The 14,145-nt window shown below is 42.0% G+C and carries 13 protein-coding genes and 1 riboswitch; of the genes, 9 read left to right on the forward strand and 4 right to left on the reverse strand.

Features of this window, described 5'->3' with window-relative positions; all coding sequences use genetic code 11:
* Positions 1-148: 148 nt before the first annotated feature.
* On the forward strand, positions 149-478 hold the full coding sequence (locus CKW02_RS01915) for a YckD family protein (RefSeq protein WP_034620249.1): 330 nt from the start codon (positions 149-151) through the stop codon (positions 476-478).
* Between the two features lie 49 nt (positions 479-527).
* Here the strand turns inward: CKW02_RS01915 and CKW02_RS01920 are convergent, their stop codons facing one another.
* Entirely contained in the window at positions 528-1,292 is a 765-nt protein-coding gene (locus CKW02_RS01920) for an MBL fold metallo-hydrolase (protein WP_003213935.1), read from the reverse strand.
* A 115-nt stretch (positions 1,293-1,407) separates the two neighbouring features.
* On the opposite strand from CKW02_RS01920, the gene CKW02_RS01925 reads away from it, so the two are divergent.
* Both CKW02_RS01925 and CKW02_RS01930 read left to right on the forward strand, forming a co-directional pair.
* A complete protein-coding gene (locus CKW02_RS01925; protein WP_003214483.1) occupies positions 1,408-1,824 on the forward strand; it encodes an Lrp/AsnC family transcriptional regulator in 417 nt (138 codons plus the stop codon).
* 29 nt (positions 1,825-1,853) lie between these two features.
* Positions 1,854-2,660, forward strand: coding sequence for an AAC(3) family N-acetyltransferase (locus CKW02_RS01930; RefSeq protein ID WP_003214338.1), 807 nt, complete (start codon positions 1,854-1,856; stop codon positions 2,658-2,660).
* A gap of 1 nt (position 2,661) precedes the next feature.
* On the opposite strand, the gene CKW02_RS01935 is transcribed toward CKW02_RS01930, so the two are convergent.
* From CKW02_RS01935 to CKW02_RS01945, 3 genes are all read right to left on the reverse strand, one after another.
* Entirely contained in the window at positions 2,662-3,048 is a 387-nt protein-coding gene (locus tag CKW02_RS01935; protein ID WP_003213827.1) for a competence protein ComJ, read from the reverse strand.
* A 120-nt stretch (positions 3,049-3,168) separates the two neighbouring features.
* Positions 3,169-4,866, reverse strand: a complete 1,698-nt coding sequence (locus tag CKW02_RS01940; RefSeq protein WP_003214067.1) for a methyl-accepting chemotaxis protein — start codon at positions 4,864-4,866, stop codon at positions 3,169-3,171.
* 126 nt (positions 4,867-4,992) lie between these two features.
* Positions 4,993-5,421: a NucA/NucB deoxyribonuclease domain-containing protein gene (locus CKW02_RS01945; RefSeq protein WP_003214307.1), complete on the reverse strand. Its 429-nt coding sequence runs from the start codon at positions 5,419-5,421 to the stop codon at positions 4,993-4,995.
* A 367-nt stretch (positions 5,422-5,788) separates the two neighbouring features.
* Here CKW02_RS01945 and CKW02_RS01955 point away from each other — a divergent pair, with 367 nt between their 5' ends.
* From CKW02_RS01955 to CKW02_RS01980, 6 genes are read left to right on the forward strand one after another with little or no spacing between them, the layout of a single operon-like run.
* A complete protein-coding gene (locus tag CKW02_RS01955) occupies positions 5,789-7,858 on the forward strand; it encodes a hydantoinase/oxoprolinase family protein (RefSeq protein WP_003214320.1) in 2,070 nt (689 codons plus the stop codon).
* Positions 7,848-9,833, forward strand: coding sequence for a hydantoinase B/oxoprolinase family protein (locus CKW02_RS01960; protein ID WP_003213841.1), 1,986 nt, complete (start codon positions 7,848-7,850; stop codon positions 9,831-9,833). The genes CKW02_RS01955 and CKW02_RS01960 overlap by 11 nt, the downstream gene beginning before the upstream one ends.
* On the forward strand, positions 9,830-10,915 hold the full coding sequence (locus tag CKW02_RS01965; protein WP_003214282.1) for an ABC transporter substrate-binding protein: 1,086 nt from the start codon (positions 9,830-9,832) through the stop codon (positions 10,913-10,915). The genes CKW02_RS01960 and CKW02_RS01965 overlap by 4 nt, the downstream gene beginning before the upstream one ends.
* 8 nt (positions 10,916-10,923) lie before the next feature.
* On the forward strand, positions 10,924-12,015 hold the full coding sequence (locus CKW02_RS01970) for an ABC transporter ATP-binding protein (protein ID WP_003213858.1): 1,092 nt from the start codon (positions 10,924-10,926) through the stop codon (positions 12,013-12,015).
* Positions 12,015-12,884 carry an ABC transporter permease gene (locus CKW02_RS01975; RefSeq protein ID WP_003214329.1) on the forward strand — a complete coding sequence of 290 codons (870 nt, stop codon included), beginning with the start codon at positions 12,015-12,017 and terminating at the stop codon, positions 12,882-12,884. Before CKW02_RS01970 ends, CKW02_RS01975 begins: the two co-directional genes overlap by 1 nt.
* The gene (locus CKW02_RS01980; protein WP_003214190.1) at positions 12,877-13,680 is read left to right on the forward strand and encodes an ABC transporter permease; all 804 of its coding nucleotides are present in this window, start codon (positions 12,877-12,879) and stop codon (positions 13,678-13,680) included. The genes CKW02_RS01975 and CKW02_RS01980 overlap by 8 nt, the downstream gene beginning before the upstream one ends.
* Positions 13,681-14,050: 370 nt before the next feature.
* Positions 14,051-14,143: riboswitch (cyclic di-GMP riboswitch) on the forward strand.
* Positions 14,144-14,145: the final 2 nt, after the last annotated feature.

Raw genomic sequence — 14,145 nt, forward strand, 5'->3', positions numbered from 1 at the left:
CAAAACATAGCACGCTTTTTCTGTTAGGACAACGTTTTCAGAAGAAAAGCGAAAAAGTAAGAATATTATGTGCAATTTGTGTGATGAAATATGTATAAAAAAGGAAAGTGCGCACAAAATAAATGCGAATAAAGGAGGGAAGAAAATGATGAAAAGAATAAGTGGCTTGATCATATTATCGGTGATGCTGTTGTCTGGTTTTTATATGGAAACAGCTCATGGAGAAACACCCCAAATGGAAAAGCGGCCAGTAACGCATCAAGTAAAACTAACGACAGAACAACAAAAACAAATTGAAACGCTTGAGCAGCAAATTCTTTCTAAACGAAAAGAAGTGATTGAGAAGTACGTCCAATATGGTGTGTTAACAAAGGAACAAGGTACACATATTACGAAACGGATGGATGAGCATTACAATCATTTGAAAAACAACGGATTTGTGCCATTGCTGAAAAAACCACAGCACCATCGACCATAAGGATGAAACCGGCAGCGAGGTGCCGGTTTTTTATTGTTTATCAATCTATTCAGAAGGAGAGACTTTCACCATCGTTAGGGACAAAAATGGCTTGTGCTGCTTGATGCTCCTGAATGTAAGCTTGTAAAGAGGCTCTTGTTAGTAAGCAATGATTCACTGCCTCAAGGTGAGTAGCGACAATTTGTGCAGTTGGGTGAGAACGGTGAACGTCTAAAATGTCTTCCTTCGTCATCGTAATCGGATCGCCTTCTAAAAATTGAGCAGCTCCGCTATTGACCACAATGACATCTGGCTTGCAAGTATTGATAACCTCCTTCGGCTCATCACACCAAATGGTATCACCTGCAATGTAAAGGGTAGGTTCATCAGGGTGAGAGAAAACAAAACCGCTGACCTGTCCCATCCGCTTTGCAATTTCTCCTGTCCCATGCTGTCCACCTGTCCGCTGAATATGAACACCATAAATGTCTATTTCATCTTCAATGCATGTGACATGCTGGAAACCAGCCTCTTCAACTTCTTTTTTGTCATTATCCGATTGCGTATAAATGGGTTGGTCTTGGTCTAATTTTTGTTTCGCCTCGTCATCAAAGTGATCCACGTGCAAATGAGTGAGTAAGACAGCATCTGGGTGTAGCATGTTGTCTATGTCAATGTTTACAGGCAAATCAACAATAGGATTGTTCAAATGTTGATTGGCTGTATGAGGAAACGGTGGATATGTTCCTTTTGCTGCTAAAAAGGGATCAATGAAGAAAGTTGCCTGACCATATTCAAGGTAGAAAGTAGCATTCCGAATGAGTGTGATTTTCATGAAAAGGCCTCCTTTTTTTCTGCTTAAGTTTACAGTATATTAAAAGAGTTCCATGTGACAGAGGGTAATGAAAGTCTTTCATCAGAAGGACTTGATTTTTGAAAGAGGTGAGCCAATGTTAGACCAAACCGATTTGGATATATTAAAAGAGCTCTCAAAAAACAGCCGATTAACTATGAAAGCGCTAGGTGAAAAAGTTCATTTAACGGGTCAAGCTGTTGCAAATCGTGTGTTAAAGCTTGAAGAAGAGGGTGTGATTGAAGCATATACCATTTCGATTGACTGGCGGACGCAAAAGACCATTCAAACATTTATGCAGCTCTATACCCGCAGTCATCATCACGAACCGCTTCTGTCCTTTCTCGACCGACAGGAAGAGATCAAGAATTTATTTAAAATAAGTGGTGAGGGCTGTTATATGGCTGAAGGTCATTTCTCCAGTCATGATGAACTGGATCTGTTTTTAACGGAGCTGACAAATTACGCAAATTATAAACTGTCTATTGCGGTTAAGCGTCTCATTCAGCAGTAAGAAAAGAGACGCAGGAGGATAAGGAAACGATGAAAAAATTAATCCAAAATCAAGCTGAACCGGTGACAAAGGAAAAAATCAAAGCAGACTTGGTTCAACTTGGTGTGAAAAAAGGCATGATTTTATGTGTTCACTCATCTTTATCATCTATTGGATGGGTAAACGGAGGCGCTGTCGCCCTCATACAAGCATTGATGGAAACCTTAACAGAAGAGGGGACACTAATCATGCCGGCACAAACGTTAGAGCTTTCTGAGCCCGCTGATTGGATCGATCCGCCTGTTCCTTTTTCATGGTGGAAATCAATCAAAGACACGATGCCTGCATTTGATCCAGCTTACTCGATGCCAACAGCAATGGGAAAGGTAGCGGAAACGTTTTGGAAATACCCGGGCGTGGCGAGAAGCAATCATCCTCATTTTTCATTCACGGCCTGGGGGAAAAAGAAACATGAGCTTCTGAAACACCACGCACTTTCTTTTGGATTAGGAGAACATTCGCCTCTAGCCCGCATGTATGATGTTCAGGCTCAGGTGCTGCTGATTGGTACGTCTTTTGAAAGTCTGACAGCTTTCCATCTGGCTGAATATCGCATCCCTCAGCAAGACCTCATGACAAGAGGAGCTCCCATCTTAGAAAATGGATGGAGGGTATGGAAAGAATACCAAGATATTATCACAAGAGAAGAACTATTTGAGCAGATCGGCCGTGACTTTCTTCTATCGGGAGGCACTCATCATCACGGTCAAATCGGGCTTGCCAGTTCATATTTATTACCGGTGAGAGAATCGGTAGACTTTGCGGAAAAGTGGCTTGATTTGTACGATCAGTCGTGACCTACACCGTTTGGAAATTCATATGATAAAGGTCTTGATCAGCCTGCTGTGAAGTATAGCATGTGAGCTGATAGTCTCCCTTTGGAATAGGGAAAGACAGCACCTGAGCCATGACGCTTGTGATATAAACTTGATCGCTTGCATGCGTAAAAGGCACTGTGACCGTTCTATCAGCCGAAGCTGGGGGCATATTGCTATTTAAAGTTACGGTAACAGATGCTTTTCCGTTGTTGACCCCTTCAAAGGATACACCGTGATCTCCTATGGCGAAACCTTGAAGAATGTCATCATCTGACCAGTCAATCACAGGTGGTGTTTTGCTTCCGGTGTATACGGTGATTTGGTGATAGGAGATAGATAGGGAATAGGCTTGGTTTAAGTTATTCATTTAAAAAACTCCTTTATACATAGATTTTCGTTGGAATGTGAATGGTTGAAAGAGTGATTCTTGAAGAGAATGTTAGGCAGCAAGACGATTGTCGCCGTCTTGCGCTTCTATATGAGGAATCTAGATGTGAAATTGTGAAACCATTGCTTTTAAATCTCCTGCTAAATGGGCAAGAGCTTCTGATGAAGCAGTTACTTCTTCCATTGCGGCAAATTGTTCTTCTGTTAAACCGGCTACTTGTTGTGAATGTTCACTTGTTAGTTTAACCCCTTCTGTAATAGTGGCAAAGGATCGTTTCGCATCGTTTGTATAAGCTACGATTTTTTGTGATGCACTAGATAAATGCTTGATACCATCTGCCATTTCTCTCATTGACTGCTGAATATCAATAAATGATTCTTCTGTATGAGAAATAAGTACAGTCCCTTGAGCCGCTTCCTCTCTTACTCGTTTAATCGCATTAGTTGAATGAGTCATCTCTTTTTGGATTTCAGAAATGAGATGGGAAATCATATTTGATGATGATTGAGATTCTTCAGCGAGCTTTCTTACTTCGTCTGCGACAACTGCAAATCCTTTCCCATGCTCGCCTGCTCGTGCTGCTTCAATTGCTGCGTTAAGAGCAAGCAGGTTGGTCTGGTTAGCGATGTCTGTAATAACATGGGAAATATGATCAATTTCAGCCGAACGTGTTTCTAATGCTTGAATGGCTGTCCCATTTTCCTCTATTGATTTTGCAATAGATGTCATTTGTGAGTTTACTTCCCCAATATTCTGTACACCTTTTAGGGCGATTTCTTGTGCAAATTGACTTCTTGAAGCCATTTGCCCCGCATTTTCCGTGATGTTTGCCAACTCGTTAGATACTTGAATCATCGTGTGCTCACTTGTTGTCATTTGAGCTGACTGTTCTTCTGATGATTGAGCAACTTCTTGAATACTATGGGTGATTTTTTCGGATGCTGCACTTGTTTCTTCTGCACTAGCTGACAGCTGTTCAGATGAAGTTGCCACTAATTCAGACGTGTTCATCACATTAAGAATGGTGTGATTTAGTTTTTCCCGCATTTTATTGAAATGATCAGCCAGATCAGACAGTTCGTCGCCTGCTGTATCTGTCACATTGATGGTTAAATTTCCTTCACCTGCACTTTTAATGGCAGAAGCCATACGCTTGAGACGGGTTTGAATCCGCTTTGTGAAAATAGAAATAATGATCACAGCAACGATTAGGCTTAACAACAGAACTATGAAAAATTGAATGTAGAATGACTGAAGCATTTGTGAAATCATGCTTTGGTTGGCGCCAGTATAAAAAATACCGATCGTTTCGCCTGCATCATTTTTGATCGGCATATAAGCCGTTTGGTAGTCTTTCCCTGCAACATTTGCTGTGCCGTAATAGTTTTCACCTTTATCTAATACAGTGGCCTTCACTTCTGGTGAAACTTGTGTACCGACAGCTCGTTTTCCGTTTAACATGACATTTGTTGCGACACGGGTATTTCCTTGGAAAATTGTGACGGTATCATCGGTGTATTCTGCTAAATGGTCGACCAATGTATCATGATCATTGATTTGGGTATTCCCTTTGTAAAGCTTTCCATCTTTTATCTGCCACGAGCCTGCTACTTTTTCATCTAGGTAGGCATAGCCTAGCTTTAAATCACCTTTTGCTTTTTCAGTGGCCATGTGCTTGATGTTTTCTGTCATTTCCCGATTCACCACATAACCAACAATTGCTGAAAAGATGATGATGACACTTAAAAAGATCAGCAAAATTTTGGCACCAAGCCTCAGTTTTCCCTTTTTCTTCATGCTTTTTGACTCCTTTAGGTATAAGGTAGGATAAACCTCCTTAAGGATTATCGGCATGAAAAAAATGTTTGAAATACCTGAATGCAGTTACGAGGAAATTTTTTTAGATAGAAAAGGGAAATGGCGTTAATCGATGATAAATTGTATTCTTGTGCCGTCAGGATCATCCGATAATTGATGACCGACCCATGAGCCGGCTCCTCTATTATCTGAAGGACTAATATATTTGACTGAAGCTCCTGTTCCTCCTTCCTTACACATCGCCATCGGCCATTCGTCCCGATCATACCCGCGCTTTGTTGGGATGCCATGAAGTGATTGTTCTCTTTGTTCATCGCTATGTTTACGGTCAATCGTGCATACGGATGAATGCCCTTCATCAATTGCCTCTTCTATGTGCTTCGCGGTTTCAGGGTAACGTTCTGATGGGAAGTGAATGGTCTTGTCATAAGATGAATTCGTCGTCTCTTGTTTACTTTGCTCCAGCTGAATATAGCCTGTTGCTACACCAACGACGATCAGTAAAAGCAAGAGAATGATTTTAAGAAGTTTCATAGATGCTAGCTCTCTTTCTTGTTTGCGTATTTTGTAAACAGAAGTATAGCAGAATTACTTACCAATTTCTCCTGGTTTTGAAAAAACGCCTTTTAAAGTTCGAAAAACGGTTTTTATCCGTTTTCTTGCTTTTCACATTTGTAAAAATTCATAAAAATTTTAATTTTTCAGTTCATAAAAAGATTATGCTTTATCAAAATGGCTTTATCACTGCTTTTTGGGCTAATTTCAAGAATTTAACACACAGAAATTTTAAAAAAATAAAATTGACTAGACCGATATGCTTTAATAATATGGAGTCAAATATCAAAAAATGTCGTAATTTATCAAAATATCGTTCTATTTACATTGTAGGAGGGAAGTACAAATGGCGGATGTCTCTTATCGGCTTGGCATAGACATAGGCGGAACATTTACTGACTTATCGCTGATGAATGAAGCAACAGGGGCGCTAACTGAACTCAAAACACCCACAGTGACTGACGACCCAGCTCAGGGAATTATCAATGGGCTAAAACTTCTAAAAGACAGAGGTGTTGATTTAGCTAAAATCCAATATCTCGTACATGGCATGACAATCGGTCTTAATACATTATTGCAGAGAAAAGGAGCAGATTTGGCCCTTTTTGTGACGGAAGGCTTTCAAGACATATTGTCACTACAGCGTTTACGATTACCCATTCCTTATGACTTCAATTCTCGTTTGCCAGAACCATTGATACCACGAAAGCATGTATATCCAATCTCTGAAAGGTTGATACACGATGGTACGATCAAAAAACCTCTCCATCTGCAGCAATTAGATCAGGCTGTCCAGCAGGTCATGTCTAAAGGGCTAGCAGGTATTGTCATTTCTTTTTTACATAGCTATCAAAATCCAGTTCATGAATTACAGGCAAAAGCCTATATCAAACACCATTATCCGCAATTAGAAGTCCTTACTTCATCTGAATTATGGCCCCAAATGAGAGAATACGAGCGTACTGTGATGTCTGTTGTCAATTTGTATATCCAACCAAAGGTGAAACAGTATTTACAAACATTGAAAAGCCGTTTGAAAGAAGAAGGTGTACCAATTTCTCCATACATTACACAATCAAATGGTGGTTTAATGGATGCAGAAAGTGCAGCAACTTCACCTGTTAAAACACTTTTTTCTGGTCCGGCAGCTGGTGTCATTGGTGCGGCAAGAATTGCAGCCGCTGCAAACGAATCCAATCTGATCACGTTTGATGTGGGGGGGACGAGTGCAGATATCTCCATTATTCAAAATGGACAGCCTACGATGGCTCAGTCAAATCAGCTTTCAGGTTTTCCGATCATTCTTCCATCTGTTGCGATGTATTCAATAGGGGCAGGCGGGGGTTCTGTTGCATGGATTGATCAGGGCGGGCTTCTCAAAGCAGGACCAGAATCAGTTGGCTCACAGCCGGGACCAGCTTCGTATGGAAAGGGAATGAAAGCCGCCTTAACTGACGCGTTCCTCATATGTGGTTATCTCAATCAAGAGCGTTTTGCCGGAGGACATTTACAACTACAGCTGTCCGCGGCGGAAAAGGCCTTTCAGCCAATTGCTGACCAGCTCAACAAAACGGTAGAAGAAGCGGCTGACCAGCTGATTCAAGTAGCTGTCGCCAATATGTACACAGAATTAAGCAATGTCATGGAGCAGCAAGGGTTTGACCCAAGAGATTTTAGTTTACTAGCGTTTGGCGGAGCAGGACCGGTTGTAGCGAATTTCCTTGCGCGAGAAATTCATGCGAAAAACGTGGTCGTTCCTCCAAGTCCAGGAACATTATGTGCATTAGGTGCCCTGAACGCTGACTTTATTCATGATGCGGTACTGTCGAAGAAAATATGTTTAAAAGACTACTCGATAGATCAACTAAAAAAAGATTATGAGATGCTTTCTCGAAAAGCGACTGATTGGTTCAGCCAGCAGAACATTCAGCATATTAAACAGACATCCATACTATTATTGGCAGATGCACGTTATCAAGGACAAGCCTTTGAGATTGAATTACCATTATCAGCTGAATGGCTGAAGCAAGAACAAGATATCCATCAACTCATTGAAGCCTTTCACAAACTACATCAGCGTCAATATGGTCATAGAGATGATCAGGCGAACATCGAGTTTACTCATTTACGAGTTCGAGTCATAGGCGAGACGCCGCCGCTGCCTTTCACAACTGTTCATGAAAGCAGCGGACAATCTTTGAAGCCACATGAATTTAGGCGAATCTTTATGGAAGAAAAAGAATATGAAGCAGCTATTTATTACAGAGATACTTTGTCAGTAGGCTCTGTCATTAATGGACCTGCCATCATTGAGCAGGATGATACGACAACATTGATTCTGCCAAATTGGGCAGGCAGCATTGATCAATCAGGGAACTTGGTGATTTCAAGGGAGGCGGCTTTACATGAGAACTGATCCAGCAAAGCTTGAGATGATGCGTAGTTATTTTAATGCAATTGCATCTGGCATGGGACATGTCATTGAGCGGACGTCTTTTACGACTTTCGTCAAAGAATCAGCTGACTTTGCGACAGCGTTAGCCACGCCTTCTGGAGATTTCTTTGTTTATCCGAAGACAGTGGGTGTCACGATCTTTTTAGGGCTGAGTCTTAAAAAAGCGATTGAAGAGAGCGGACCGATGCAGCCAGGAGATATTATCATCACAAATGACCCTTATACGACAGATGGTTTAGCAACTCACCTGCCAGATGTCCATATCATTAAGCCGATTTTCGTAGATGGTGAAATTGTCAGCTTTGCTTGGTCTTTTGTTCATGTAAGTGATGTGGGCGGACTTGTGCCCTCAAGTATTTCACCGACAGCGACAGATGTTCATCAAGAAGGATTAAGAATACCGCCAGTGAAAATTTATGAAGGCGGAAAAGAGAATCAGGTCGTTCGTACTTTTTTAAGAGCCAACAGCCGAGCCAGTCATTTAAATGATGGGGATATCAATGCAATGATTGCTGCAGTAAATACAGCAGAAATTCGGTTAAAAGAAATGATCGGGAAATTTGGAATAAATGAAGTGAAACAAGGAATGATGGACCTCCTGAAACAATCTGAGGTTCGTGCAGGAAAGGTCATTGAAGCCATTCCGGACGGAACGAGTGAATTCGCTGATTATTTAGATGATGATATGATCTCGGATGTGCCGATCCGGTTGAAAATCAAGTTAACGGTGAAAGGAAAGCGGCTGACACTTGATTTTTCTGAGTGTGACCCACAAGTGAAAACAGCTTTTAACCTTGTCACCAATGGTCAGAAGCATTCCTTCCTATATCAAGGATTGATTAATTACATTATTAGTAAAGATCCCTTTATACCGATTAATGGCGGAATCACATATCCGATTGAAGTGATTTCACCTAAAGGGACGTTAGTGCATCCAGAATACCCGGCTTCTGTTGGTATTCGGCATTCAATTACGATGAGGCTGTACAATGTCGTACTAGGCGCCATTGGTAAGCTGTTACCTGAAGCGGTGCCGGCAGCAGGTGCAGGTCAATCTGCAATTGTTGTTCTCTCCGTTCCTGATAATCAAACAGGTGGCAGGAAAATGTCTGTTGTTGAACCATTAGGCGGAGGCGGCGGTGCTCAAAATGGAACGGATGGAGTAGATGGTATTGATCATTCGTCTGGCTTTTTGAAAAATACACCCATTGAGAGTTTAGAACAGCATATTGATATTCATGTTCACCGATATGAGCTTTTGCCAAACACAGGCGGAGCAGGAGAAAACAGAGGCGGACATGCGATTGGTTTGGAATTTGAAATGATCAAGCCTGAATCCATGGTGACCGCACGAGGGATGGAACGGATGAAGTTTCAGCCTTGGGGGCTAATGGGCGGCCGCGCGGGAGCTATCGGTGAGGTCAAGCTAGTCACAGCAAAAGGTGAAAAACAAGACCAGCCGAAAATAGATGTTCTACGTCTTGAAAAAGGCGAAATTGTGCAATTGATATCACCAAGTGGAGGCGGCTGGGGAAATCCATTTGCAAGAGAGAAAGAAAAAGTCCTTCATGAAGTGGAAGCAGGTTTATTAAGTGAAGAAAGAGCGCTGCAGCAATATGGCGTTAAAGTGTATGTAGACCAAAATGAATGGAAGATTGATGAGGAGCAAACGAATCAGCTTCGTGAAAAGGGCAATCATCCTGCTAATACCATGTGGGATGTCGGAGAACACAGAGAAGCTTATGAGAGAGTATGGACGGATGAAGCTAGCAGCGAGCTTGCTGTGCGGCTGCGTTCCTACCCAGCCAATGAACGTACACATTATAAACATGCAGTTCATCAATATTTCAGTCATAGAAATGAGCCGTTAACAAAGAAAGATATTATTCAAGCACTTCGTCATATGGATGGACAAAAAGGGGGAAATGAATCATGAAAAGAAGATTAATCACTATTTTTGCAGGTGTTTTATCAATGATTCTACTGCTGACAGCTTGCGGTGGGAATGGACAGGATCAAGGTAAACAGCAGCAGACTGTAATCGTTGGCGTATACGGAGGCGATTGGGAAAAGAATATCAAACCGATCCTCGAAAAGTTTGAAAAAGATACGGGAATTAAAGTCCAAACCGTCTCTGGTGCGGATTCTGAATGGTTTACAAAATTAAAAGCGTCAAATGGTAAAAATCCACCGTATGACCTGCTTATTTTACAGCCTGATACGATTCAAAGAGGCATTGCAGCAAACGTTCTTGCGCCTATCGATGAAGATCAAGCACCGAATGTCAAAAAACTTTACCGTTCTGTTCAAAAGAAGCTCACTGTTGATGGAAAACAATATGCAGCAGGCTTTAGTATGGGTCAGCTTGGAATTGCTTATCGAAAAGACCTCGTAAAGCAGGAACCAAACAGCTGGACAGACCTATGGAGCAGTCAGCTAAAAGGGAAGGTAGCGATTTCATCCCCGACTTATTCAGCCGGGCTGCAATTTTTCTCTGCGCTTGTTCATGCTCAAGGGGGGACAGAATCAAATCCTAAGGATATTGATAAAGCCTTTAAAAGCCTTTCGCAATTAAAAGGGCATGTAGCTGCTTTTCCAGACAATCCAGGGTCTATTCAAACCTTGTTAGAACGTGGTGACGTCGCAGCAGTTCCATATTGGGATGGACGAGCATTTGCACTTGAAGAAGAAGGAATGAATATTGGTTTCTCATATCCGAAAGAAGGCGCTGTTGCAGCAGTTGCGAGCTGGGCTTTAACGAAGGGAAGTCAGCATGAAGAAGCGGCTTACAAACTATTAAACTATTTAAGTGGAAAAGAAGCTCAAGAGGCTTTCTCGGCAGTATCTTATTATGGCATGTCGAATTCTGATGTGAAATACGGTGACAAGATTAAGGGGAAGGTCAAGGTTGGAGAGAATTATTATAGCAAGCTGACTTGGGTAGATTACGAAACAGCAACTTCGGAGCTGGGCAATTGGACAAATCGATGGAACGAAGTATTAGGCGGAGGAAAATAGGTGATCGTATGAGTGGAATCCATTTAGAACATATTAGCCAGCATTTCGGCGAGCAGATTGCTCTTAACGATGTCAGTCTTACGGTGAATGAGGGGGAGTTTTTCTCCCTTCTTGGTCCTAGTGGCTGCGGGAAATCAACGTTATTAAACATCATTGGCGGTTTTTTAGAGCCAACAAAAGGTGTCGTCTATATTGGTGATCAGAATGTGACGAATTTACCGCCTTATCAAAGAAAAACGGGTATGGTTTTTCAAAGCTATGCACTCTTTCCGCATCTGACCGTATTTGATAATGTGGCGTATGGGTTAAAGGTTCAAAAGAAAAAGAAGGCAGAAATTAAAGAGAAGGTAATGGAGAGTTTGTCTCTTGTGCAATTAGAAGCGTTTGCGAAACGTATGCCGCATCAATTAAGTGGTGGACAGCAGCAGCGGGTAGCGATTGCAAGGGCGCTTGCGATTCAGCCATCTGTTCTTCTTCTTGATGAACCGCTCAGCAACCTAGATGCAAAACTAAGAAAAAATATGCAGACAGAGCTTCGAAATATTCAAAGGAATGTCGGAATTACCACCATTCTCGTGACCCATGATCAAGAGGAAGCATTAAGTCTTTCTGATCGGGTTGGGATTTTAGGAGAGGGGAAAATCCAGCAGATTGGGACGCCTTTAGAGGTGTACCGCCAGCCGAACAATCGATTTGTTGCTGAATTTATCGGACAAGTGAACCTATTTGAGGCGGTCTATGATGAAGCGAAAGCTGCATTTATCGTTCCTCATTTAATCCAGTCAAACGGGCAGGAAGTTCAATTAAAGGCAGCGGCACACCAAGAGAAGAAGGAGAAGCATTTACTCATGCTCCGTCCGGAAAGAATCAACATATCTTCTGAGCGGGAAGACATTCAGTCCAACCATGTATCAGGTGTGCTGACTGATGTCAGTTATATTGGTCACTCATTACGTTTGGTGGTGGGGCTCGATAGCGGTGAAATGATTGTTCATGCTTCTGATGCAGCATTTCCAGAGCTACCGAAAGCTGGAGAAGCTATTCATATCAATTGGCAGCCTGAAGATATCGTTTTCCTAGATTCGAAGGTGCATACGTGATGCGTATCAAGAAAAAGAATCAGCGATTTCATTGGTTCATGCTGCTGCCGGCGTGTTTGTTTCTTGTTGTATTTCTTCTAGCGCCGCTTGTGATGATGTTCGTGCTCAGTTTTCGTGATGTGGATTCAATGATGAACACATTACAAACGTATAGCTTTTCTCAATATATTCATGTGTTCACGACAGATGCGTATGTGAAGGCGATTGGAAGTACAGTGTGGGTAGCCTTACAGACAACGGTGATTTGTTTATTGATGGCATACCCTGCGGCATACGTGCTCGTCAAGGCACCTCATCCGCGTCTGCGGGCATTTTTCTATATCTTACTTGTCTCGCCGCTTTTGACAAGCGTTGTGATTCGGACATTTGCATGGATTGTCCTTCTTTCACAAAATGGTCTGATCAATGGCATGTTATTAGATTTACATGTGATTGAGAAGCCGCTCTCTATGCTGTGGAATATGAATGCGGTGATTATTGCTTATGTCCAGGTCATGCTGCCTTTTGCAGTGCTGCCTATTGCGACGAGCTTAACTGATATGGATCGTCATTTACGATCGGCTTCTATGAGTCTAGGAGCTGGACGAATTCGAACCTTCTTTCATGTGACCTTTCCATTGACCATTCCAGGGATGGTGACTGGGGCTATTATTGTCTTTTCGCTGGCGGCTGGGAGCTATATCACTCCGCTCTTAGTCGGCGGAAGAATGCAGCCGCTGCTACCGCTGTCTATTTATCAGCAGGTCATGCAGGTGTATAACTTGCCTCTTGCTGCAGCGATGTCCTTTACGTTATTGGTTTGTGTGCTTGTGGTGGTCAGTTTATTAAGCTATCTATTGAAGCGCTGGGAGGCGAGGATGCATGCGTAAAAAATCATTAGGTGATCGCTTGCTTTCCATCCTGATTTGGACTGCTGGGTCATTGGTTTATCTCTTTTTGACCATACCTGTTCTTGTCATTGTCCTATCTGCTTTTAGTCCAAATGCCTTTCCTGAATTTCCGCCGACTTCGTTCTCTGTTCGTTGGTTTCAAGAGGTCGTGTCGAATCCAGAATGGATGGAGTCTCTGCGTATCAGTGTGATTTTGCTATTCATCGTAACGCCTCTCACGGTTCTTTTAGGCACGATGGCTTCGTATGCTTTAGCAAGGCTTTCCTTTAAGGGAAAAGAGGCGATTCAAGCCTTCATTTTGTCACCTCTTATGATTCCTCAAGTAGTGTTAGGGATTGCCATGCTCTATTTGTTTACGGCTATGGGGTTTACGGGATCTTTGTGGGCGCTTGTCATAGGTCATGTCATCATTGGCTTTCCCTATGTGGTTCGAACAGTAGGTGTCAGTGTCTCGAATTTGGATCCGCGGCTTGAGCTAGCTTCAATGAATCTTGGCGCAGGACCCATTCGCACATTCTTTCGAGTGACGCTGCCTTTGATAAAGCCAGGAATTATTGCAGGTGGGGTATTTTCTGCCGTGACGTCATTTGGGGAAATATCGATCAGTTTGTTCGTTTCCTCTCCCCAAACGATTACGATTCCCGTCAGGACGTTTAATTACATTGAGCAAACCTTTGATCCGAGTGTCAATGCGATATCTGTCATATTTATTATCATTTCTATCATTGCGTTGCTCATTATTGAAAAAACAATTGGCCTGTCTAAGGTGATGTAAATATAATGAAGAAACAAGGGAGCTGTCATTTGAAATGGCAGCTCTTTTTGTGTTGTTTTTACGGTAAATATTTTCAATTTTTTAGGGAATATAGTTCTTAAGATTTAAGAAATTGTGGAGGGTGGAAGGAGACCTCTATCCTACATTTTCGGTCATATTTGCAAAATTTAAGGGAAAACATGAAATTTTTGCGGTATTTAGTCGATTCTTTTCGGTTGAACGCAACTATTATTAGTTATTTTCGGTAAATATCGTAAATTATTATGTGATTCATTCGGCATAACGCATGAATCTTTACACCCATTTTTCGGTGAAAAAAACAATAATTTCATATAAAGTGGACGTAATATAGAAAATATTTAAAAAGAAAAGAAGAAAAAGGCAAATCTATGGAAACGTAGAGACGCAAAGCCATGTCCTAAGGTAAATGTTGCTTTTTTACTAAGGTCGCCAGGTTACCGAATC

The organism is Bacillus pumilus (assembly GCF_900186955.1).
In the GTDB taxonomy this organism is placed as follows: domain Bacteria; phylum Bacillota; class Bacilli; order Bacillales; family Bacillaceae; genus Bacillus; species Bacillus pumilus.